General features: G+C 38.9%; 35 protein-coding genes. 24 read left to right on the forward strand and 11 right to left on the reverse strand.

The window, feature by feature from the left end:
* The first annotated feature begins 194 nt into the window (after positions 1-194).
* The 5 genes from A3M5_RS0103890 (at position 195) to A3M5_RS0103910 (ending at position 4,776) form a co-directional block, all read left to right on the forward strand.
* Positions 195-1,226 (forward strand): daunorubicin resistance protein DrrA family ABC transporter ATP-binding protein, encoded by a 1,032-nt coding sequence (locus A3M5_RS0103890; protein WP_018392452.1) that lies wholly within the window; start codon positions 195-197, stop codon positions 1,224-1,226.
* Complete coding sequence (locus A3M5_RS0103895; protein WP_018392453.1) at positions 1,223-2,038, forward strand: ABC transporter permease; 816 nt, start codon at positions 1,223-1,225, stop codon at positions 2,036-2,038. The genes A3M5_RS0103890 and A3M5_RS0103895 overlap by 4 nt, the downstream gene beginning before the upstream one ends.
* A 475-nt stretch (positions 2,039-2,513) precedes the next feature.
* On the forward strand, positions 2,514-3,194 hold the full coding sequence (locus A3M5_RS0103900) for a response regulator transcription factor (RefSeq protein ID WP_018392454.1): 681 nt from the start codon (positions 2,514-2,516) through the stop codon (positions 3,192-3,194).
* Positions 3,191-4,276, forward strand: coding sequence for a sensor histidine kinase (locus A3M5_RS0103905; RefSeq protein WP_018392455.1), 1,086 nt, complete (start codon positions 3,191-3,193; stop codon positions 4,274-4,276). The genes A3M5_RS0103900 and A3M5_RS0103905 overlap by 4 nt, the downstream gene beginning before the upstream one ends.
* A 221-nt stretch (positions 4,277-4,497) precedes the next feature.
* Positions 4,498-4,776 carry a hypothetical protein gene (locus tag A3M5_RS0103910; protein WP_231373213.1) on the forward strand — a complete coding sequence of 93 codons (279 nt, stop codon included), beginning with the start codon at positions 4,498-4,500 and terminating at the stop codon, positions 4,774-4,776.
* Between the two features lie 82 nt (positions 4,777-4,858).
* Here the strand turns inward: A3M5_RS0103910 and A3M5_RS0103915 are convergent, their stop codons facing one another.
* Complete coding sequence (locus A3M5_RS0103915) at positions 4,859-5,236, reverse strand: helix-turn-helix domain-containing protein (protein ID WP_018392457.1); 378 nt, start codon at positions 5,234-5,236, stop codon at positions 4,859-4,861.
* A gap of 119 nt (positions 5,237-5,355) precedes the next feature.
* Here A3M5_RS0103915 and A3M5_RS0103920 point away from each other — a divergent pair, with 119 nt between their 5' ends.
* The 6 genes from A3M5_RS0103920 to A3M5_RS0103945 all read left to right on the forward strand — a co-directional run bounded on the left by A3M5_RS0103920 (position 5,356) and on the right by A3M5_RS0103945 (position 7,198).
* Positions 5,356-5,601 (forward strand): helix-turn-helix transcriptional regulator, encoded by a 246-nt coding sequence (locus tag A3M5_RS0103920; RefSeq protein ID WP_018392458.1) that lies wholly within the window; start codon positions 5,356-5,358, stop codon positions 5,599-5,601.
* A 135-nt stretch (positions 5,602-5,736) separates the two neighbouring features.
* Positions 5,737-6,117 carry an ATP-binding protein gene (locus A3M5_RS22125; RefSeq protein WP_286130757.1) on the forward strand — a complete coding sequence of 127 codons (381 nt, stop codon included), beginning with the start codon at positions 5,737-5,739 and terminating at the stop codon, positions 6,115-6,117.
* On the forward strand, positions 6,110-6,289 hold the full coding sequence (locus A3M5_RS0103930; RefSeq protein ID WP_018392460.1) for a hypothetical protein: 180 nt from the start codon (positions 6,110-6,112) through the stop codon (positions 6,287-6,289). Before A3M5_RS22125 ends, A3M5_RS0103930 begins: the two co-directional genes overlap by 8 nt.
* Positions 6,286-6,459, forward strand: coding sequence for a hypothetical protein (locus A3M5_RS25670; protein WP_018392461.1), 174 nt, complete (start codon positions 6,286-6,288; stop codon positions 6,457-6,459). The genes A3M5_RS0103930 and A3M5_RS25670 overlap by 4 nt, the downstream gene beginning before the upstream one ends.
* Entirely contained in the window at positions 6,456-6,677 is a 222-nt protein-coding gene (locus tag A3M5_RS0103940; protein ID WP_018392462.1) for a hypothetical protein, read from the forward strand. The genes A3M5_RS25670 and A3M5_RS0103940 overlap by 4 nt, the downstream gene beginning before the upstream one ends.
* A gap of 77 nt (positions 6,678-6,754) precedes the next feature.
* On the forward strand, positions 6,755-7,198 hold the full coding sequence (locus tag A3M5_RS0103945) for a DUF1064 domain-containing protein (RefSeq protein ID WP_018392463.1): 444 nt from the start codon (positions 6,755-6,757) through the stop codon (positions 7,196-7,198).
* Between the two features lie 246 nt (positions 7,199-7,444).
* Here the strand turns inward: A3M5_RS0103945 and A3M5_RS0103950 are convergent, their stop codons facing one another.
* Positions 7,445-7,720 carry a hypothetical protein gene (locus A3M5_RS0103950; protein ID WP_018392464.1) on the reverse strand — a complete coding sequence of 92 codons (276 nt, stop codon included), beginning with the start codon at positions 7,718-7,720 and terminating at the stop codon, positions 7,445-7,447.
* A gap of 225 nt (positions 7,721-7,945) precedes the next feature.
* Here A3M5_RS0103950 and A3M5_RS0103955 point away from each other — a divergent pair, with 225 nt between their 5' ends.
* The 5 genes from A3M5_RS0103955 to A3M5_RS22130 all read left to right on the forward strand — a co-directional run bounded on the left by A3M5_RS0103955 (position 7,946) and on the right by A3M5_RS22130 (position 9,778).
* Positions 7,946-8,455, forward strand: a complete 510-nt coding sequence (locus A3M5_RS0103955; RefSeq protein ID WP_018392465.1) for a hypothetical protein — start codon at positions 7,946-7,948, stop codon at positions 8,453-8,455.
* Positions 8,456-8,470: 15 nt separating this feature from the next.
* On the forward strand, positions 8,471-8,764 hold the full coding sequence (locus A3M5_RS0103960; RefSeq protein WP_018392466.1) for a hypothetical protein: 294 nt from the start codon (positions 8,471-8,473) through the stop codon (positions 8,762-8,764).
* A gap of 29 nt (positions 8,765-8,793) precedes the next feature.
* Positions 8,794-8,916, forward strand: a complete 123-nt coding sequence (locus A3M5_RS26355; protein WP_286130521.1) for a hypothetical protein — start codon at positions 8,794-8,796, stop codon at positions 8,914-8,916.
* Complete coding sequence (locus A3M5_RS0103970) at positions 8,907-9,386, forward strand: LexA family protein (RefSeq protein ID WP_018392468.1); 480 nt, start codon at positions 8,907-8,909, stop codon at positions 9,384-9,386. Before A3M5_RS26355 ends, A3M5_RS0103970 begins: the two co-directional genes overlap by 10 nt.
* Before the next feature lie 212 nt (positions 9,387-9,598).
* The gene (locus A3M5_RS22130; protein WP_018392469.1) at positions 9,599-9,778 is read left to right on the forward strand and encodes an XtrA/YqaO family protein; all 180 of its coding nucleotides are present in this window, start codon (positions 9,599-9,601) and stop codon (positions 9,776-9,778) included.
* A 191-nt stretch (positions 9,779-9,969) separates the two neighbouring features.
* On the opposite strand, the gene A3M5_RS25675 is transcribed toward A3M5_RS22130, so the two are convergent.
* Positions 9,970-10,143 (reverse strand): hypothetical protein, encoded by a 174-nt coding sequence (locus tag A3M5_RS25675; protein ID WP_018392471.1) that lies wholly within the window; start codon positions 10,141-10,143, stop codon positions 9,970-9,972.
* Between the two features lie 160 nt (positions 10,144-10,303).
* Between A3M5_RS25675 and A3M5_RS0103990 the strand changes: the two genes are divergently transcribed.
* Positions 10,304-10,597, forward strand: coding sequence for a hypothetical protein (locus tag A3M5_RS0103990; RefSeq protein ID WP_155894755.1), 294 nt, complete (start codon positions 10,304-10,306; stop codon positions 10,595-10,597).
* A 103-nt stretch (positions 10,598-10,700) separates the two neighbouring features.
* Here A3M5_RS0103990 and A3M5_RS24245 read toward each other — a convergent pair whose 3' ends face one another.
* On the reverse strand, positions 10,701-10,847 hold the full coding sequence (locus tag A3M5_RS24245) for a YjcZ family sporulation protein (RefSeq protein WP_018392473.1): 147 nt from the start codon (positions 10,845-10,847) through the stop codon (positions 10,701-10,703).
* A 610-nt stretch (positions 10,848-11,457) separates the two neighbouring features.
* Here A3M5_RS24245 and A3M5_RS25115 point away from each other — a divergent pair.
* Complete coding sequence (locus A3M5_RS25115; RefSeq protein ID WP_018392474.1) at positions 11,458-11,625, forward strand: hypothetical protein; 168 nt, start codon at positions 11,458-11,460, stop codon at positions 11,623-11,625.
* 452 nt (positions 11,626-12,077) lie between these two features.
* On the opposite strand, the gene A3M5_RS26765 is transcribed toward A3M5_RS25115, so the two are convergent.
* The 3 genes from A3M5_RS26765 to A3M5_RS24265 form a co-directional block, all read right to left on the reverse strand.
* Entirely contained in the window at positions 12,078-12,248 is a 171-nt protein-coding gene (locus A3M5_RS26765; RefSeq protein ID WP_082193955.1) for an aspartyl-phosphate phosphatase Spo0E family protein, read from the reverse strand.
* Between the two features lie 552 nt (positions 12,249-12,800).
* Positions 12,801-12,971, reverse strand: a complete 171-nt coding sequence (locus A3M5_RS24260; RefSeq protein WP_018392477.1) for an aspartyl-phosphate phosphatase Spo0E family protein — start codon at positions 12,969-12,971, stop codon at positions 12,801-12,803.
* Between the two features lie 167 nt (positions 12,972-13,138).
* Positions 13,139-13,309 (reverse strand): aspartyl-phosphate phosphatase Spo0E family protein, encoded by a 171-nt coding sequence (locus A3M5_RS24265; RefSeq protein ID WP_018392478.1) that lies wholly within the window; start codon positions 13,307-13,309, stop codon positions 13,139-13,141.
* Between the two features lie 383 nt (positions 13,310-13,692).
* Here A3M5_RS24265 and A3M5_RS0104025 point away from each other — a divergent pair, with 383 nt between their 5' ends.
* A complete protein-coding gene (locus A3M5_RS0104025; RefSeq protein ID WP_018392479.1) occupies positions 13,693-13,872 on the forward strand; it encodes a hypothetical protein in 180 nt (59 codons plus the stop codon).
* On the opposite strand, the gene A3M5_RS0104030 is transcribed toward A3M5_RS0104025, so the two are convergent.
* The 3 genes from A3M5_RS0104030 to A3M5_RS25685 all read right to left on the reverse strand — a co-directional run bounded on the left by A3M5_RS0104030 (position 13,873) and on the right by A3M5_RS25685 (position 17,226).
* A complete protein-coding gene (locus tag A3M5_RS0104030) occupies positions 13,873-14,367 on the reverse strand; it encodes a CBO0543 family protein (protein WP_018392480.1) in 495 nt (164 codons plus the stop codon).
* Positions 14,368-15,659: 1,292 nt separating this feature from the next.
* Positions 15,660-16,295: a DUF3862 domain-containing protein gene (locus tag A3M5_RS0104040; RefSeq protein WP_018392482.1), complete on the reverse strand. Its 636-nt coding sequence runs from the start codon at positions 16,293-16,295 to the stop codon at positions 15,660-15,662.
* Between the two features lie 772 nt (positions 16,296-17,067).
* Positions 17,068-17,226 carry a hypothetical protein gene (locus A3M5_RS25685; protein ID WP_018392484.1) on the reverse strand — a complete coding sequence of 53 codons (159 nt, stop codon included), beginning with the start codon at positions 17,224-17,226 and terminating at the stop codon, positions 17,068-17,070.
* A 736-nt stretch (positions 17,227-17,962) separates the two neighbouring features.
* Between A3M5_RS25685 and A3M5_RS25120 the strand changes: the two genes are divergently transcribed.
* The 5 genes from A3M5_RS25120 (at position 17,963) to A3M5_RS0104075 (ending at position 20,605) form a co-directional block, all read left to right on the forward strand.
* A complete protein-coding gene (locus tag A3M5_RS25120; RefSeq protein WP_034298961.1) occupies positions 17,963-18,499 on the forward strand; it encodes a DUF2238 domain-containing protein in 537 nt (178 codons plus the stop codon).
* A 263-nt stretch (positions 18,500-18,762) separates the two neighbouring features.
* Entirely contained in the window at positions 18,763-18,954 is a 192-nt protein-coding gene (locus A3M5_RS0104060) for a hypothetical protein (RefSeq protein WP_018392487.1), read from the forward strand.
* An 11-nt stretch (positions 18,955-18,965) separates the two neighbouring features.
* On the forward strand, positions 18,966-19,457 hold the full coding sequence (locus A3M5_RS0104065) for a sigma factor-like helix-turn-helix DNA-binding protein (protein WP_018392488.1): 492 nt from the start codon (positions 18,966-18,968) through the stop codon (positions 19,455-19,457).
* A gap of 55 nt (positions 19,458-19,512) precedes the next feature.
* Positions 19,513-20,043, forward strand: coding sequence for an N-acetyltransferase (locus A3M5_RS23610; RefSeq protein ID WP_018392489.1), 531 nt, complete (start codon positions 19,513-19,515; stop codon positions 20,041-20,043).
* 145 nt (positions 20,044-20,188) lie between these two features.
* Entirely contained in the window at positions 20,189-20,605 is a 417-nt protein-coding gene (locus A3M5_RS0104075) for a hypothetical protein (protein ID WP_018392490.1), read from the forward strand.
* A 351-nt stretch (positions 20,606-20,956) separates the two neighbouring features.
* Here A3M5_RS0104075 and A3M5_RS0104080 read toward each other — a convergent pair whose 3' ends face one another.
* Positions 20,957-21,427, reverse strand: a complete 471-nt coding sequence (locus A3M5_RS0104080; RefSeq protein WP_018392491.1) for a small multi-drug export protein — start codon at positions 21,425-21,427, stop codon at positions 20,957-20,959.
* Between the last annotated feature and the right edge of the window lie 143 nt (positions 21,428-21,570).

The raw sequence follows: 21,570 nt of genomic DNA on the forward strand, positions 1-21,570 counted from the left end.
GCCATCATTACAGTGGCTAAATTGAGCTTATCTCCTGCATGCTTTAGCAACCCGATGTAAAGTTCATATTTAGTTCATACATTTGTTATATGATCTAATTCAGGAACAGTTGAACATCAAATTGAAACGAACCTTTTTAAGAGCGTTTACTTTAATAACCTAGAGAACTTCGATACGAAGCGGGAGGAAAAAATATGAATTATCTAAATGGCAGTAAAATAACGCCAAACAATGGCGATTTGGCAGTTGAAGCGTGTGGCCTTGTCAAGAAGTTCGGCGATTATCGTGCAGTTGACGGTGTAGATCTTAATGTACGCGCGGGTTCGATCTACGGCGTGCTTGGTCCAAACGGGGCAGGTAAAACGACCACAATCCGAATGTTGGCGACTTTGCTTAGAGCAGATGAGGGTTCGGCACATATCTTCGGGCATGATGTGGTGAAGGAGTCGCAGATTGTACGTCAATTGATTGGCATTACGGGTCAGTATGCGTCGGTTGATGAGTCACTTAGCGCGACGGAGAATCTGGTCATCTTCTCTAGGCTGCTCGGGCTTGGACGTGCAGAGGCGAAGCAAAAGGCAGCGCAGTTGTTGGAGGAATTCAGTCTAACGGAAGCTGCGAAACGTCCACTGAAGAATTTCTCCGGGGGCATGCGTCGCAGGCTAGATCTTGCGGCAAGCCTCATTGCCCAGCCACCGCTCATTTTTCTGGATGAACCTACTACTGGGCTCGATCCCAGGACACGTAATCAAATGTGGGATACGATCCGCCGCTTGGTTGAGTCGGGTTCGACTGTATTATTAACAACGCAGTATCTTCAAGAAGCAGATGAACTGGCCGACCGGATTGCGGTGATTGATCATGGCCGCGTTGTTGCTGAAGGTACTGTGAATGAACTAAAGGCGTCCGTTGGTACTTCATCCTTGCAATTAAGCATCCAGAATCCCCATGATGTCGAAAATGCGCGTCAGAAAGTGGAAGAGGTGCTCAAGGTCCAATCCATTGTTTCACCAGAGGGCGGGAAGATCACGGCCCCGATGGCAGATGCTGACAGAGTCACCGACTTACTTATTGCCTTCCGCCAGTCGGGCATCCAATTGGCCGAGCTAAGTGTGCAGAAACCGACGCTTGACGACGTTTTCCTAACCATCACCGGCAATAATCCTAATGAGGATGCAGCAAAGCCATCAAATAAATCACAACAAGCAGGAGGGATAGAAGCATGAAACCGAGTTCCATGACACAAGGTACTGAGCGTCGTTTGCGCAACAAAACAAGCTTTGGCCAAACAATCCGCAACTCATTAACAATGGCCTATCGGGGCTTGCTCAAAATCAGGCGCACACCTGAGCAATTATTCGATGTAACACTTCAGCCAATTATCTTCACATTGATGTTTACGTATATTTTTGGCGGCGCCATTTCGGGAGATGTCCAAAGTTATTTGCCAGTCATTATACCCGGTATCCTCGTTCAGACAGTCATTACGACATCTATCGTTACCGGTACCCAATTGCGTGAGGACATGGATAAGGGTGTGTTCGACAGGTTCAAGTCATTGCCCATTGCGCGCATCGCACCACTAGCGGGCGCCCTGCTTGCAGATACGGTTCGATACACGATTGCGACAGTACTCACGCTCACTATGGGCTATATTATGGGCTATCGACCTGAAGGCGGTCTGGGCTCTGTTGTCATCGCAGCCCTGCTTGTCATTGTGTGCGCTTGGGCCATCAGCTGGATCTTCGCCTTCTTCGGCGTTATTGCACGTACAGCATCAAGCGTACAAGGGATATCGATGATTATATTGTTCCCGCTTACATTCCTTTCCAATGCATTTGTTCCAGCAGATACAATGCCCAATTGGCTGCAATGGTTCGTGAATGTTAACCCAATCTCGCATCTCGTTACTGCCGTCAGAGATCTTGCCAATGCCGGGACTGTCGGCTGGGACCTGATTGCCTCTCTTATTGGAGCAGCTGTTATTGTAGCGATCTTTGCACCGATAACAGTTCGGGCATACATGAGACGGACTTAGGAGAAAAAGGTTTAAGATACACGTAATCTCCGGATAATAGGCAAAAGGCCAGGTGCACAATCAGCAATTGATCGTGTACCTGGTCTTTGTTATAAATTCTCAACCTGTTGTATCCTAATATATAGCACAATCTGTCGTGGTGATTAAGTGACGATTTCTAGCTCATTAGGGTTAAGGGGAATTTCATACGCTGGTTCTGGGAGCGGCTCTGCCTCAATTGTAATCGTTTCGTGATCTCTTTCCATTTAGCTGAATTGTACTATATAAGTAGGAAGTGTACGATTTTAAGAGTGCCTACTAAGGAATTAACGAAATGTTTTAGCAGTGGGTGAAGGAGGTATTCATGGAGCAGCAATTCTTGGGGGAGTCTGTACGGCCCTCATTCTATATGGGACCCAAGGGCTTCGTGGTTTGCCGAACTTAGAATAACGCTCTATAGGAATGAAGATTAAGACATATAAAGGAGTGAACAACCATGCCAAAAATATTAATCGTTGATGATGATCCCCATATCCGTGAATTGATTCACATCTTGCTATCCAAAGAAGGGATATTGATTGCAGAAGCAACAGATGGCGAACAAGCATTAGCGATACTTGAAACAGACAAGATCGATCTAATCATTCTTGATATTATGATGCCGAATATGGATGGGTGGACATTTTGTCGCGAGGTAAGAACGTATTATTCCGACTCCATGCCAATTCTAATGGTCACGGCCAAAGGGGAAACAGCTCAAAAGGTAAAAGGCTTCGATCTTGGAACGGATGACTATATGGTGAAGCCATTCGCCGCAGCTGAGCTGGTCGCCAGGGTAAAAGCGTTACTCAAGCGTTACCAAATTAGCCTCTCCAACCAAATTGAAATAGGAGACATCATAATTGATCGAACCTCTTACAAAATATATTTCAAGGATCATGATCTGACCTTGCCACTTAAAGAATTTGAAATATTATTCAAGCTAGCAACACATCAGGATAAGACCTTTTCAAGGGAACAATTGATTGAAGATATTTGGGGATTCGGCTATGAGGGGGATGAGCGAACTGTTGACGTACATATTAAACGTTTGCGGCAACGATTTGCCAAAGAAGATTGCCCATTCATCATCACCACCATTCGCGGACTTGGTTATCGTTTGGAGATGAAACATTGAAGATACCTGAAGTAGTGAAGCGCATTTTGGGCTTTTTAACGGGCGCTGTATCTTTACTATTATGCTGGTCTCTTGCTTATTGGTTAACATCATTGCTCTATAGCGCCATTCATTGGGCAACCCCTGAATTCGCAAGGCAGCTAATTACTTCCTTTCTGGGAATGTTCCTGTTTGGCTGTTGCATGTATTATATTTCCAAAATTAAATTCGTGCGAGAGCGCCAAGATAAATTCCTGCACCCAATTATTCATGCGATGAAAATGATGGCTGAGGGGAATTTCAGTATTGATCTATCCCATTATAGGGATCAATTTAAAGGAGGTGAACATCCGTATACGAAGATTATTGATAGTATGAATCATATGGCGGATAGACTCGGTGAAATGGAGGAAATGCGGCAAGAATTCATCTCCAATGTCTCGCATGAAATCCAGTCGCCCCTGACATCCATTAGCGGATTTGCCCATGCACTAAAGAATGAGCATCTTACCCCTGAGGAACGGAATCACTACTTGGAAATCATTGAAACAGAAAGCAACAGGCTTTCGAAATTAAGTGATAATCTATTGAAGCTAACGGCGTTGGAGTCTGAGTATATCCCCTGCGAACTGAAGGCCTATCGACTGGATCATCAGCTCCGTCGCATCATCCTTGCTAATGAACCGCAATGGTCAGAGAAAGAGTTGAACATGGATATTTCACTTGAACCCCTGACGATAATTGCTGATGGGGACCTAATGGAACAAGTATGGATCAATCTACTGCACAATAGCATTAAGTTCACACCGAAAGAGGGTACCATTAAGGTCAGAGCATTCGAAACGTCCGATCACCACGTAATTGTAGGAATAACCGACACCGGTATAGGCATGAGCGAGGAAACACAGATGCATCTGTTCGAACGATTCTACAAAGCCGATCCATCGAGAAACCGGAATTCAGGCGGCAATGGCCTCGGTATGCCCATTGTCAAAAAGATAATTGACTTGCACAAAGGCAGGATTCAGGTCAAAAGTGAACTCGGAAAAGGATCTGAAATAACCGTGACGTTTAATCGACCTTTAAGTGATCATGATGGCTAATAATGCGGTGTAAAAATGATGAAAAGCTCAGTGATGATGAAGGTCTGTAAACACACTTGGTCAACCTGTGGAGCAGGGGAGAAATTCTCTGGCCTCTTTTTAACGGTAATTTATCGGGTTCTGGTGCAAATACCAAGATAAATAGAAAAAGGTTGTAGGTCCACTTTCAGAGGTTCTGGTGCAAAAACTTCAAGACAGTTGCACCAGAACCGAGAAAATTATTGTTTGGATTAGAAAGTTTGTTAGAACAAACAAACTTAGAAAAGATTAACGATAATAATAACATACCATTAGAGAGTATTCCTGAGATTCGATCAGCAGCATCTGAACTGGCTTCGTTGCTTTACCAACAGTATCAGTTAAACGGTGAGGAAATTCCTGATACATTAGAAAAATGGAAGCATTCTTGTGAAATAGATCCTCTTCCTGAAGTTAGAAACTTTTGGAACGGAATTTCTAGCGATAAAGACTCTATAACACCGGATGAACCAACAGAGTAACTTAATTCATAGTTATTTAAATAAAGCCTCTAAACTTCTAATTAAGAAGTTTAGAGGCTTTGCTTTTTATACGGCTATATGCTTATTTATTTAATCCTCGTTTTTTGATAACTTCCCAGATCTGCCGCATTTCCTCTAGTTGCTCTTCAGGCGCTTCCTTCATCTCTTTGAAGAAAAGATTAAGGTTTGGATCTTTAAAGAACTCCATCATTTCTTTTTCACCACTGGATATATCGGTATTAACATTGATACTTTCTTTGCCTGTAATTAAATAATCAATTGAAACAGAAAAATGCTCAGCGAATTTTTGAAGAATTTCATAATCGGGCTTTCTCTCGTTTCTTTCATACATACCTATTGTACTCTCGCTTAAGTCAAAGAGCTTACCAAATTCTTTTTGTGATTTTTTTGTATCTTGACTCAACCGTAATGCTTTTAACCGTTCGCCTAATGTGTTCATAAATTTATCACCTATCATAATAATAACACGATGTGTGTTAATTTTTAAATTACCGCATGAAATGTGTGGGTTATTATAAAGTTACAACCAGCACATAACGTGCGGAAAGGGTGGTGAAAATGAATAAAAAAGAGATTGGACAAAAACTTATGATGTTACGAGGTGATGAATCTCGTGAAAAAGTAAGTATTGAAATAGGTATTAGCATCAGTGCATTACAGATGTATGAAAATGGCCATCGTATACCAAAAGATGAAATAAAAGTTAGACTGGCTAATCATTACAATACTACTGTCCAAGAAATTTTTTTTGATCCTTCACCGCACGTATCGTGTGGTAGAAAGGTCCGAAAAGAAGTTAGCTAAGGAGGTGGTCTGGTGGCAATCGCAAAACGAAATCCAAGAAAAAAGTAAAAGCACCCAGTACTGAATGGAGCAACGTGAAAAGTGTAAAGCTAGATCGTCTCATTTTTGAACGCAAGAAACGAAAGATGAATCAATCTGAAAAAAGGTTTTCAGGTGCTGATTGTCTCGGATGCAGTCTTCATTGATGACTTGATGCAGGCGAAACGAGCAGGGGATGAAGGGGAGCAGCTGAACCGTCTGTTAGAACCTGCGCTTGAAGCGGATGTATTGATATGGGACGACATCGGTAAATCAAAATGGACGGAAGCAAGGGAAACAATGTACTACCGGATTATTAACGAGCGGTACCGCAAGCAAATGCCGATTGTCTTTAACAGTAATGAAGATCGAGGCACGCTGGCGGACAAGATCGGATATGCTGCAGCTAGCCGACTGATTGGGCAATGCAGCGATGAACAATATCGCTTTCTGCTTGATGCAGAAGGACAGGATTGGAGGTTGAAACGCAGTGTGTAAATTATGCGGCGGCACTCATCGTGTCGCATACGAAGGAGCGATCGGACGTCTTGTGAAAGCGTGCCCGACATGCGGACCGGTACCAGAACAAATTCGAAAGGCGCGGAGAGAATTGCTTGATAAAAAAATAGCTGAAGCTGAATTGAAGCTGTTAGGGGGCGATGCAGCTTGAGTCGTCATGAAGTGTATCGAATATTGAAAGCTCATCATGATCGTACAGGCAAGGTCATGAGCGCGGGTGAGGTTATTGATGCTTGTGGATCGACGGATCCGGCAGAGTTGATGTTTGGGCGCCGCATGCTTGATAAAGATCTGGACCTGCAGAGAGGGGGAGCCGCGTGAACGAAATCAAAGGCTATAACGAATTAACCGAAGTACAGCGCAAACTGTTCTGGCTTGTCCAACGAAAGCATTTATCATCAATGAGCCCAGGTGAGCGTGACAAATATGGGACCGGCAACATTCAGAAAGTGAATTGGAATACGCAGGACGCTTGTGTTGAGGTACATTTTGTAGACGGAAAATGGTGGATATATGCCTCAAATGGAACATGGTATTGAAGAAATAACAAATAATTTAATTAACAATGTGCAAAATTCAATTAAAAACATACGAAATGAAAAGAGGACGTTTCTTAATGAGAGCGCGTAATTGGAACGCGAAGAAAACATTTGTATACGGGATTCTTTTTGACAGCAAAGCCGAAGCTGATTATTACATGCGTCTTTTAGCAGATCCAGGCGTCGAAAAGGTGGAAGTGCAACCGGTATTCGAAGTGATTCCTTCATACCAAGTCACATGCTATCGCTGTAACGGATCAGGCAAGGGGACAAGCCCGAAAACGGGACGAGCTATCAATTGTACTCGTTGCTCGGGAAAAGGTGAGAAAACGAAGGCAGGGGCCAAATACACGGCTGATTTTAAAGTTTATTACAAGGATGGCCAGACAGAAATTATCGATGTTAAAGGTGGACCTGCTTCGAGGGATTTTACATTGCGGCGTAAGCTATTAGAAAAGGCGATCGAGCAGGAAGTGACAGTCATGGAATACAGCAAAGGCAAATGGTACAGAAAACGCTGATCAACGGTAGACACAAACTGTGAAGGAGTAAATTTCAATGAGTGTAAAAGGAGTTTTTGAGAATTGGAATGGAGATCAGGTATTAAGCGATTTGCATAATTATCAAGACTAAAAAGGGTTCATGGGACAAGCTGAAAAGTACAGAAGGGAAACGAGAAGTTAGCGCGTTTCAATAATTCGAAAATTCATTACGAATAGTGATCATTTTCAAATGCCATAATGAACTGAAAATCTATGGTATGTAGCTTAATTCTTCCGTCTATTATTATTTGATAGTTGATCTGTTAAGTAGTCAATTTGTTTTTGCATCCTTATCAACTGCTGGTCTCGGTCAGATTGACTTCTTTGATCTTGTGTATTGGAGTTAGCAGCCTCTTCCAATGCTAATACTGCTGCAACAGTTGCTAAGGCATCACCGAACGTACTAATTGCTGAAGCAATGACGGCGAGCTTATCAGCATAATTTTCTGGTAATGATGAATTTTGGCCTTTTTGATTATTGTTTAAATTATTTTTATTCATAGATTTCACCTCTCAATAATAAAACGATGTTAAATGAATCATCGTATCAATCTTATTTTATGCTAAAAATTACATTTCGGTACAATACCTTAACAAATCTCAAACGAAAGAGTGAAGGAGAATGGTTAAATAATCAATCATTGAAAAGAGACAATTTGCTACTGAGAGTTAATTTTTAATCAACAGTACGATCAAAATGTGAACTGAAAAGGAGTGGTAGCCTTGATGTTGCAAGGGACATGCATCGATTCGGATATTTTACCTGCAGGCGAAACATTTTATTTATTCCCTGCAGGTACGGATTATGTGTACGCATCTAGGTTTCCGCGCAAGAGTGCACACACCGGCTGTTTTCCAATCGATAGATTCAAGGTCAAAGAAGAAGTTGAAACGACTGAGTGGCCACAGGAACCGCCAAAACGAGTGGTAGAAATTGAACTAAACGAAGTATATGTCGCAAAGCTTGTATGGTGTTGGGAAGCATCAAAAGATCGGCGAGATAAAGAATATTACGTCATTGCTCGAGGATATGGTAGCCATGTGGATTACTATCCTAATCCAGAACTAGAAGGATTACTTGGCAGCCTGCCTGTGCACTGGTTTGAGAATTTTAGACACGTTGAAAGTTTACAAGCTATCCAATCGGGAGAAATCGCAACGGAACAGATTCCAGAGGTAGCAATATTCGATAGAGAAGAATCATCGCAGTTTATCGAACAGCTCAGTTTATTTTAAAAAAGGGGTGGCGTGATGAACATTGGGGATTGGGTTTTAGCAGCATCTAGCCGGTATTGGTACATGAGTTATATCGATAGCTTTTCGCAAGATTTAGAGACGGTTCATGTGACGAAAATAACCAGGTTTGTAAGAGGTATTCCCGAAAACATCCAACCAGCGCCAGCTACGTGCTCTATGAGTTTAATTGTACCGTTGGATTCGTCTCTTATAAAAGAGGATTATGATGAACTGATTGATTTAGCGATGAAGACAGGAGATCGACAATGGTTCTTTGAGTTAAGAGAAAGGATGCTGCAGGATGCGTAGGGGAATGATCGAGATAAAAAGGAGGAAGCATGATGGCGAGTATGACCATTAGCATTCTTGTTATTACTGGAGTTTTACAAACAATTCGCCTTTCAAGGGCAGAAAAGCGCATTGCCAGTCTTGAAAAGAAAGAGGGAAAATCATGCACTTGACCAAACGTGAGCGAGAAACACTTGCTTTTGTCCGGACGTACCAAGCAGAACACGCAGTACTTCCAACATACAAACGGATTGGTTTTGCTCTGGGAGGAGTGAGTGATAGTACAGTCGGACGATATATGCAAACCTTGCGAAAAGCGGGGGTTATTAACTATAAGAGTAAAAAGAAACGTGTTGAAAAACAGAAAGAAGTCACACGAATTGAAAATAAACCGGTGCAGAAAGTGATGGATGTTGTGAGATCAGGAGTACATGAATTGAGTCGTAAGGAAATTGAAGCAAAGGCATACACAGTGGATTTAATAACGGCTCGTCTTCCAGACGGCATGGAATGGCAATTTTTATTCACCGTCGATCGTCACCGTGGTTATGACGAATACGAACGGATTAAGCAGCAAAGAAAAGCAGCTGGATATAGTCGGTATGGGAATAGTCTTTTTTGTGGAATGTTTAAGAATTGGTGAGGGAAACAGATATATTTTTCAATAAAAAAATAGCCAGGTTGCCCCGGCTATACTAACGGAAAAATAAAGGGTTTGGAGTGTGACGGTAAACCGTCGTATAAAAACAGTGTGCCCATATCAGAAAAGTTTATACAAAAAAAACCGAGGTAAGTCCCCAGCTTTTTAAATATTACTCGCAATTCTATTTTAACAGACTGGGGGCGTCCTGTGGTATGAAGATTAACCATGAAAAAATGACAGCTGAAATAGATTTAATGAATGATAAAACAATGTACGTGGTGAAGGACGGTCAGTTAATCCCGCATGAGCTGCCGGATTACGGCGAAACCGTCGTCATTACGATGGGTGGGAATGTGGACCGATTCGAGACAAAAGAGAAAAGGAAGGTGTGATATGGAAATCTTTTTCGAGCATCCATGGTGGACGACGTTGTGGATTGTACTCATATTTGGTTGTTTAAGCGAAATCAAAATAGGCAGTCGAAAAGACGATTGATCAACAGTAGACACAAACTGCGTAACAAAATATACATCAATAATAAAAAAAGAACTGTCCTAAAAAGGAGCAGTTGATTATTAGAATATTATTTCACTGTTTTTAAAAGAGTCCTTCCTTTGGTATAGACAAATCTTTCTAGTTTGGCTAACCAACCATTCCCGTTTTCTCCATTGGCTATTTGAGAAGCGTGATTTTTATGGAATTCTTTTACACGTTTATTATGATCTTTTTGCCATTGGTGCAAAGCATTATGTTTCAATTTCAATTCCTCCTTTCGTTTAATTGCTTAATTATATGGTTAGAATTGATAAATTAAAAGTAATTTTATATTTAATGTTTGGAAAGCAGAAATGGATAAGCAATTTAAAAAAATACGTCACAGTACGTCAAAACTATCTATTAAAAAGGGAGTGGCAGCCTTGAAAGCAGGCGATTGGGTTTTAGCGGCGTCTGGCCGGTATTGGTACATGAGTTATATTGATAGCTTTTCGCAAGATTTAGAGACGGTTCATGTGACGAGAATAACCAGGTTTATAAAAGGTATTCCCGAAAACATCAAACCAGCTCCAGCTACGTGCTCAATGAGTTTAATTGTACCGTTGGATTCGTCTCTTTTGAAAGAAGATTATGACAGTCTTATCGATTTAGCGATCATGAATGCAGATAAGGAATGGTTCTTTGAGTTAAGAGAAAGGATGCTGCAGGATGCGTAAAACGTTCACAAATATTGAATTTAAAAAGCGACTGTAGCTATTTTATACAGTCGCACAATAATGTATTTAATTCAAAAGGGTCTTATGGATAATGGTTTGGTACCTAGCAGCAGCATCCACCACCACCACCACCGTATCCGCCACCCATGAAAGATGCGCCAACGATGATTAACAAAATGAACAAGACAACAACTAGTGCAAAGCCTGATCCATATCCAGATCCAGAGTCATTACAATTTTGGGAACTCATAACTATCACCTCTTTCTAAATATAGTATGAAAAAATAGAGCCGAATCTTGTAGGAATGGTTCTATAAAAATCAAAAAGTGTTATCTGCAGCGAGGACGAGGGCAACAATCCGTCGGATAACCAGGGTCTACCACGACATTTCTTGTAGTAGGTTGATAAATATGGCGGGGAACATTGACAATATGTTGACGATTGATATTCACGATTGGGTGAATAACAGGAACCTCACGTGTAATGTAGGAATCATGAAATACACACTTTGGGGGACAGATGATTGGTCTAACAGGACGATACATTAAAAACACCTCCTTACTTACTCTATTAGATGCACCTCATAGTAACTTGGAAACGGACAAACAACATGGGTGAGATTTTAAATTTGCTATAAATGACATAAACCTAATACAGATAGCTACCTAGCTACCTGTCCTTTTGACAGGGTGGAAGATTAAAGATACGAAAAGTAAAATCACAGAATTCAAATATCCAGATGATAAAGGGGAAGTTATTTGTCCTCAATGCACGTTTGCACAGGCTCTTCGATGCGGACAAGAGTTACCGAATTACATTAAACGAGGATTAATGCATTAAAAACAGAGGGGGAATTGATATGTATTTTGTAATTGTTCCAGGTGGATTTGGTGCATACAGCATCGAAAGTTTTGAATTGCTAGATGAAGCGAAAGATCGGGTGAAAGAACTCATTGAGCCAGGCCATAGAACAGCAAAGATGGCGCAGGAAATTCCAATGAAAATCAAAGTGAAAGTGGAAATTTAAACAAAAAATAGCCAGGCCGGAGCCTGACTGTAAAAGAGTTGTATTTGCAGGGTGCGTCTGACGAGGGAACGTCATACAAAAACAATATACCCGTTATTCAAAAGTTTACACAAAAAAGGCCGAGGGAAATCCTCGGTACAAAATATAGAAGGAATTTACCCTGACGTAATACTAGTTTATTCAATTCATAGAAATATATGTACAATAAGTAAAGTTAAATAAGACCGGTTTCCCTGTCCGGATGCAAGAGTGGGAAGAGAATGACGGTTAGGTGAAACCGACTTATAACCAAAGTATAACCAATTCAGAAAAATATATACAAAAAAAGCCAAGGAAAGTCCCCGGCTACGAATATTTGGAAGGTTCTTACTCATGAGAAAACTTAACACAGTAACAGTTTAACCATCAAAGAGAACATTATACAAAAAATGATATTTATTCTCGATAGTTTTTTAAAGTCTGCTTTGCAATTGAAATTGGAGAATTAATTTGTCCAGTTCTTCGCTATATTTAAGGGTTTCGATATCTGTAAATCTCTTTTTTAAACCAGAGGCTATCATTAACTCGCGAATATCGTTAATCTGGGTGGATAAGTCATCTAAATTTAATTGAGTAGATAACATTTCAGTTTCACGTAACAATCTTGGTTTACTTAATAAAGCCACTAAAGAAAAAATGAAACTAATGAATAAAATTATTGATATTATCCACGCAACAATATCGATTAGCATCATACTGTGATGGTCTCCTTCGTTGAGTAAATTTGAATTAGTTACTAGTCATATCCAACTGGGAAAAAATTAAACAAAAAGGATACTGTGGAAACAGAAATCAAGCACAAAATCTTATATAAGAGGTGTAAGGGAGAGTGATCAACAGTAGACATATAAGGAGGATGAAATCAGTGGATGAAGTGCAAAAATTCAATTCAGAAAATAGTCATCAACTAGGGTACATCATGATGGCAGAAGAAATCCCGATGAAAATCAAAGTGAAAGTGGAGTTTTGAACAAAAAAACAGCCAGATTAATACCTGACTGTAAAAGAATTGAGTATTAAAGAATAAAGGCCTGAGATGAGTATGACGAGAATACGTCATACGAAAAAAATATATTCAATTTAGAAAAGATTATGCAAAAAACTAAAATTAAATAAGATCGATCTTCCCCAGATTTTTAAAGTCTGCTTTGCAATTGAAATTGGAGAATTAACTTGTCCAATTCTTCACTATATTTAAGGGTTTCGATATCTGAAAATCCCTTTTTTAAACCAGTGGCTATCAGCAACTTACGCATATCATTGATTTGAGCGGATAAGTCTTCCAGACTTAATTGGGTAGATAACATTGCATTCCCCCTGTACGCATTTGTTTGCTAAAGCATAACAGGGAATATCATAAAATACCGCGGAAAGAATTACCATGCATTCGACAAAGCATCTAAAAATATCACAATTTTTGATGGGTTACAGAAAAGGTAAAAAGCCAAGGCAAGTCCCTGGCTACAATCATTACTTATTTTTGAAGTTGAAGTTGAAATTGAAGAATGAGCTCATCTAATTCTTCACTGTACCGTAACGTTTCTGGGCTGTTAAGACCATGTTGCTTTTCGGCAGTAATCATAAGATGTCGAAGGCTGTTAATGTGAGATAGCAATTCGCAAAAAGTAACCTGAGTGTTACTCATGATAATCCTCCTGGTTTCCTGGTAACTAACACGGGTAAAATATATCATAAAACTAGGTAAAATGAAATGGTTTTTGTGAGAGGATATTATCTTTAAAATAAAAAAAGCCGAGGAAGCCCCGGCTACAAATATTGGAAGGTTCTTACTCATGAGAAAACTTAACACAGTAACAGTTTAACCATCCAGGAGAAAACTAAACAAAAAAGACCGAGATTTCTCCCGGTTACAAAGATTAAAAAGGTATTAGAGATGATTGAGAAAAAGTATTGAACAATTAAACTATACCCGTTTCGACAAAATGTATGCAAAAAAACCGAGATTTCTCTCAGCTTTTAAAATATTACTCGCAATTCTATTTTAACATTCTGGGGGCGTCCTGTGTTATGAAGATTGACCATGAAAAAATGACAGCTGAGATAGATTTAATGAATGATAAAACAATGTACGTGGTGAAGGACGGTAAACTGATTCCTCATACATTGCCTGACTATGGTTCAACCGTTGTTGTTATGGTCGGTGGCAGAGTAGATCGTCTTGAAGATAATACGAAAAGAAAAATTTAATCAACAGTAGACACAAACTGTTGATGAAAAAATCAATGGAAAGTACCATTTCACTTTTAGTTTTATTAAATAGAGGTAAAACCAATAAGCAGAGAGGTAAGGGATCAGATACGAAACAAAAGTCCAAAGAATGTTCCATCCGTTTCCATAGGTCACTTTCCCCATTAAAACGAATATGAATTCAAGAATAGTAGTAAAGAGTGTGGCGAGAAAAACGACAAAGTAAGGGTGGGTCATTCTCTTTTTTATAAAAAAAATCATGTAGCAGCCAAGGATAGGGAAAAGGCCTAAATTAAAAGGGAGCGTGGCTATGGTTTTAAGATCTGGAAAGGGATACACTTCCCAAAAGCCAAAATAAAGTCCTAACTCATTTGTTAAAAATGAGACAACTACACCAAATGGACCGATCAAAGGGATTAGTTTCTTATCTTTTGGATGAAGATGTAGCAGCACAATGAGCCAAGGAATGATAAAGGCGATGATTATAAAATACATGTTGTTCTGCTGCTCCTTTTCGCAACCAGAGTTTTTACCTAAAGTATCCATTTGAAAACAAAATATACGATCAATATACAATATAAACTTATTTTTTGCATGTTGAAAAGCAACTATTCGAGGAGCAGAATAGTTGCTTCGAAGAAGGTCGTTGAATAGGGGGAAGATGAGCCCCTATCTATTTTTAGTATACGCAGCAATGATTCAAACGGTGAAAATTCAATCAGTTAAATGAACAGTACGAACATATCGCAACACAAAAAAGCCGGGTTTCCACCCCGACTTTGAAAAACTGGACATTAACACAGCAAAATGTTCCGGCAAATAAAATTATATCCATATTAATTAAGGTTTAACAAAAAGACCAGGGGGGAGCCAAACCCCTGGCTGAGAAGAGTGAGGTTGACACATACGCAAGAGTGAACGCTCATGCAACAACAGTTTAACCATCCAAGAGAAATTTATGTAAGGCAGCCAAAAGTGAACAACAGTATGGCCAAGGAGTAACTATTCCATGATAAGAATAGTTACTCGAAAAGGGCAAGATTTCTAAAAAAGTTAAAAAGCAAGGAATTGTTTTCAGTATACGCAGCAATAATTCAAAAGGTGAAAATGTAATCAGTTAAATGAAAAGTACGAACATATCGCAACATAAAAAGTCGGGTTTCCACCCCGACGTTGAAAAACCGGACATTAACATAGCAAAATGCTCCAGTTAATATAATTATTTCCATTTTATTTAAAGTTAAATCAAAAAATCGAGGGGGCCAAAACCCTCGGCTAGTAGGAGTAAATCTGACGTATGCAAGAGGGAGTTGAGTTCTCATGCAAAAATAGTTTAATCATCCCGGAGTAATTTATACAACTTAAGCTTTAAAGAAATGCAAGAAACAAGCGGGGCTAATCCCCGGCCTTTCTTTCCGTCTCATATAGAATATATGTCCTTATTAAGACAAAAGAAAAAGCCTGTAGACTCATTGGTTACTTACTACAGTATTTCTTCTAAAGTGCGATTTACGGGAAGATGCTCAATGACCGCTTGTGCTCGATCAGGCGAGAGTCTTCGTTCCTTTTGTAGCCAGTTATACATGTGAAGCTGGACTGTCTCAAACTGATCTAGTTCGTACTGTCTTGTTTGTTCGTCGAGTCGGAGTAGGTAGTCTTTATGAATCTCAAAATAGGTAGTTTTTTGGTTCATATGAAACTCTCCTTTTTATAGGCTAATACCCGAATTTGTACGGTTTATTCAAAAAGGGCAAAAGAAAAAGCCCTGCGTGAGCAGAGCCGTAAATTTATTCTAATCCTAATTGCGTTTTTGAATCTAGTTTATCAGCCGTGAAGCTAAGTATTGCATTAGCTCCAAGTGAATCACCGTAATACGTAATCATGGTCATGTGGAATTGGTCGCCTTCGCTACCTGTTTCAGATGTTAGCTCACCAGCGCCGCCGACAATTTCTTGTACTTCTGCATAGCTCATGCCGTTTTGGATCTGGTTAAATTCTTCAGCGGTAATCTTTACATCGCTTGATTTACCAAGCCCTGCTTGTGCTTTGCTGATTAATTTGCCGCCTTGGAACATGAAGCTTGCATTGCCGAATGTGGTGTCAGAGGATGTCCACTGGTACATGAGTGTGTGGAATTCAGTACCAGCCTCACCTGTTTCAGAAAGGAGCTCACCTTCTGAACCGATAATGCCAACGACTTCTTCATAAGACATGCCATCCTTGATTTGATCGAATTTATCTTGTGTGAGGACACCTTTTGGAGCAGGTTCGGATGTTTCTGCCGGCGCTTCTGTTGTTGTTCCGGTCGATGATGTCGGAGCGGTTGCGTCATCGCCGCCATTTGCTACAAAGGTAATGATGACAATGATGATAATGATTAGAGCGATTAAACCAAAACAACCCAATTTAAAGAGTTTACCCAAGTGTATAACCTCCTTTTATATGTATATTTTCACACTAGTTTACATTACAAAAGATGTACATTCAAGATAAATTTGGTCAAATTGGTAAATATATATAATTACATAAGGATGGTGGCGCTTATTGGTTGTCGTTTTCGATTTTAATTAGCTGCTCGAAAAAAGCAACTATTCCAGGACAAGGATAGTTGCTACAAGGTGATAAAATGAAGGCATCTAAATAGGAGAGGGCAAGGGCTCCTATTTGTTTTTAATAAGTGATTCAAACGGTGAAAATGTAATCAGTTAAATGAACAGTACGATCATCTTACAGCATAAAAAGCCGGGGAGCTAAAAAACCCCCGGTGGTTAGGAGTGAATCTGCCGGATTCAGTAAGGAACTATCGAACAGTGACAGTTTAACTAGTCAAGAAAAAAATTATACAAATTAAAAACTAAATAACCAACGTCCCAACGGAAAAACCGACGGACATCAAACTTTAGAGTAGGTTTACACCTGCTTTAGAGCTTGGTGTCCTTTTTTATTGTCGAAAAGGAGTGAACGTGATGAAACCTAGTTTGAAAGAGCAGCTGCAACATGAAGGACGATCAGTTGATTCCACATGAGCTGCCGGATTATGGAGAAACAGTCGTTATTACGATGGGCGGCAAGGTGGACCGTCTGGAGACAACGCAGAAACGGAAGGTTTAATCAATGGTAGGCGTTGCACAGCAAATAATAAAGCATCACGCAGTACTTAATTATTTGAACTTGTTGAATTTTAGGCAAGCATCATCATTTTCTTTTAAGAGCATCTTTGTTCAACTTTGAGGAAAATTCACTTTCAGTTTCATGTGACAATTTCGGTTTTTTTAATAAAGCAATTAAAGAAAAAACGAAACCTATAAATAAAAGGATTGAGATTATCCATGCAACAATATCAATTAATTGCATACTGTGATGGCCTCCTTCGGTGAGTAAATTTGAATTAGTTACTAGTCTTATCCAAAGGAGAGAAAATTAAACAAAAAGAATATTGAGGGAACAGAAATCAAGCATAAAATCTTATATAAGAGGTGTAAGGGAGAGTGATCAACAGGAGACACAAACCTTGAAAGTGATCATTTTCAAATGTGAAAATCTATGATATGTAGCTTAATTCTTCCGTTTATTATTATTTGATAATTGATCTGTTAAGTAGTCAATTTGCTTTTGCATCTTTATCAACTGTTTATCACGGTCAGATTGACTTCTTTGATTTTGTGTATCGGAGTTAGAAGACTCAGCTTCTTATAATGCTAATGCTGCTGCAACAGTTGCTAAGGCATCACCGAACGTAGTAATTGCTGAAGCAATAACGGCTAGCTTGGCAGCATAATTTTCTGGTAGCGGTGAATTTTGTCCATTTTGATTAAAATTTAAATTAATTTTTATTCATTATCTTCACCTCCTGTTAATAAAACGATATCAACTAACTCTTCGTATCAATCTTATTTCATGCTGAAAATTACTTTTTGGTACAATACCTTAACAAATCTCAAAGGATTAATTTGATCAGCGTACGCTTAAAAATTGTATAAAGGGATGGTTGCTCTCATCATTGGGTTGAGACGACCTTTATTGAACATACTAAGAAAAAATTTTTAGAGGGTGATGATGTGAAAAAAAAGTTATTTTGTTTTTAAGTATAATGTTTGCCGTTCTAATAATAGCAGTTGTTATTCGAGACATGTTAAATGGAAATTTCTCTACCTGGCCGGCTGCACTTGGCAGGATCTTATGCGGTGCGGTGCCCCTTTCGCTTTTATTTTTTAAAAAGACTCCTTTTAACCTGCCTTTGATTATCAGCTACTATCTTCTCTTGTTTTGTACGCTTTTTTTGGGAGCCACCTTGAAATTTTATGATCGTTTTCCATGGTGGGATACAATGCTTCATTTCTTTGGGGCTGCCTTTTCAGGTTTTAATGGCATAGCTATTTACAACTTTCTTTTGCCAAATGGGTTACAAAAAGGAGTTTCGCGATGGATGATCTTTTTGTTTGTTTTATCATTTTCGGTGATGATCAGTGTTCTGTGGGAAAGCGCTGAATTTACCGGGGCTGTTATAGGTGCTTTAAAAGAAGACAGCAATAAGGATACAATGACGGATTTGATAATGGGTTTAGTGGGAGCGGTGGTTGTAGCTATTTATGCAGTGCTTCGAAAAAATTTGACTAAAACAAAATAAGTTTTGCCTTTTGAAGTCGAAACGTTAAGACAGCATAAAATATTTATTAACTTAAATATCGATAAAGCCTCTACGGAAAAACCGACAGGCACTGAATGAACGCAAGCATATTCTGCAGCTGCGTCTATTCGGTGCCCTTTTTCTTTTCCATGTTTTTAGATTGTAACAAATTTACCCAAAACCAATCATTTTGGCAACAGCGTCTATCGTTGCAACCAATCTGCAATTTTATATCTATTTTTGCTACCAAAGAAGTGTTCGTGATGAATCTATCGATGAAAGAGCAGCTGAGGCAGTGGAAGAAGGACCACCAGGAAGTGAAACAAGAATGGAAGAAAGAAAAGCAACCACAGAAGAAGCAGGAGAAGCTGTCTGAACGAGAATGGAAAGAAATCACGGGAATGGGTCGAGCACGATATGGACGAGCAAAAGGCGGAGCGTTTAGACAAAAATAAGGAGGACAACCATGCGGGCACTCATTTATGAATACAAACAATCATTGCGGTCATTGAGAGAAATGAAGGCAGCCATAGAATCGAAACCGGAATTGTCGGAACAAGACAACCAGGATAAAAGCTTAATCAACAGCATGATCAGCGAAACAGAGTTTGTGATTCAATGGATGGTGTCCGGACGGAATCCAGATGCAAGGCGTGGAGCGGATCAGACTGGTGCTTATACATTGGATCCGAAACTGATTGAAGCCGTTGTGCCGAATCGTGTGGTTATGGAAGAACGAAAGATCACAGCGGATGAACAATGGCTGCTTGATGACGTGCTTGGTGATTTAACAGAAAGGGAAAAAGATGTGTTCACACTGGTTAGGGCAGAGGGATTATCATTTGAATATACAGCCGAATTGCTCGGTGTCACAAAATCATCCGTTCAGACGTATTTAGAACGGGCAGAGCGGAAAATTGAAGATCGGAAAAATGGCAGACTTTTTCTTGTTTCATAAAGGAGTCTGACTTATATTTATAGGTATAAAACATCAGGAATAAAGGGTGGTTTTTTTGTTTGATGAAATTTATAGATTATTTAGTTCAGAAGATACAGGAAAAACAACACGTAGAAGATCAAGGCAAGAAGAGGTTGAGTTTCAAATAAATGATCTTAAAAAATCAGGAAACCATATTAGGAAAATCGTTCAGAGGGAGGAAGATACAGTTATAATCTTTAATAGAGACGACATGGAGCCTGAATTTATTCTTATTAAAGCATTAATAATACCAGAAGAAAGAGTTAGTATAGAGAGAGCTCATTTGCACGCATACCAAGATGAGAATGGTAAGTTAATTTTAGCCGATATTGGAGTATTTGGGGAAATTATAAATAAGGGATATGGCTCTTTACTTTTAAACTGTTTAAAAGAATATGCGATTGATAATAAATTTAAGGTTATTGAAGGATGGATATCTAGGATTGACGAAGATCACATTGAAAGATTGGAAAAGTTTTACAAGAAACACGAATTCGATTTGATCTATAACTCGGAAAGAAAGATGAACATGGTAGATTTGGTTTGGAGAAAGAAAGATACTTAATTTTTGTCGTACATCTGTTGTATATATGAGAAGGTAAAAAATAAAGTACGCAGGAGTTATCTTTAAGGTAGCATTTTGTATTGAAGGAAATCATCACCTTTTGTCGAAATGTAACGAAATATAAGTTGAAAGGTGATGTTTAAGTATGAATTTTGAAAGTCAGTTACTACAGCATTTAAGACGGAAATATGTCAAAGCTTTAGATTATCAAACTAAATTAGATGAAGCTGAGAACTATATAAATAACCATGTTAAGCGATTTGAAGAGGGTATGAGAGTCTTCATTCCTGTTTCAAGGGGGGAAATTCAGGTTAATTACAATATACCAGGGGAAGAATTTTTCGCTAAAATTATAATTAATGACAATAAACTGGCCTTTAAACGCAAGGTTGGGAGTATTGAAGTGTGCATCGATGTAGGAGAAGAAAGTGAACTAAAGATATTGGATTCGATCTTACCTTCTAGTAATGAGATTTGTGTTAGTCGATTGGGTGGTTATTTAAATGATTGCAGATTTGATTCATATTTAAAAAAGGCGTTCGAAAAAATTATAAATGCGTAAATAAAAGCATCCTAATGGGGTGCTATTTTTATGACTAAAATAAAGGCTGTTTTCGCAAAGATTGTTGTTTTTTTACCGATACTGCTAGGACATGGCTATAGAAAACAGCCTTTAAATTAATGGAAGCCAATAATGGACGGATTAAGCTGGCTGCAATAGAAATAGAACTTTTGGAACCAGTTGATAGTAAAAAAAAGATGCTACCGCACTGAGCAATAAAGTAGTATTGAAGGTGAAAACAATTTTATCTAATTAACCAGTTATTCAGAGATTATACTATCCTAGCTAACAACAAAAAAACTATTTACTGACTAGATAAATAGTTTTTTGTTATGGTGTCTAAATTTAAATTCAATTTACGTATTTGAGGCCATAAACAGAGCCAACTGTCATAAGAATTGACCAAATGATTAAACTGATTCCCATCCAAGTAATTACTCTAATTCTAGATGAACCAAGCAAAAGAGCTGTTAAAGCTGCTAAATCTGTTCCAAGTAACGAGGGTGAAAGCAAAGCAAACACTGGAAGACCATATTTTTCCCAAATATGTCTGGCTCTAGTTTCTCTTTTTGAAGGCTCTGATTTCCCCTTTTTTTCTCTCCGTTTGTTACGCCATTCAGAAATTTGTCTAAAAAACATTGCAAAGACTAAAACCATAATAAAATTTCCTGAAAAAGCAATAATCCCAACGGCTACAGGTGACATCTCCAACATAATACCTACTGGAATAATATAAAAAACATCCAGTAATGGCAATATTGATATTAAAAATAAAGCGATGTATTGCCAAATTCCATCTGCTTGTTGAACCCATTCAACCATCTGAACAACCCCTTGTAAAATAACAAAATTTTCTCTCTTTACCAATTATACAATAGTAATAAAAAACCGTTTAATTTTCTTGTATTATTCAAAAGCAACAATGTTTACGAAAAGAGCCAAAATAAATAAAGCAATTAGCGCAA

It is taken from the genome of Bacillus sp. 37MA (assembly GCF_000372765.1).
GTDB classification, from domain to species: Bacteria; Bacillota; Bacilli; order Bacillales; family Domibacillaceae; genus Domibacillus; species Domibacillus aminovorans.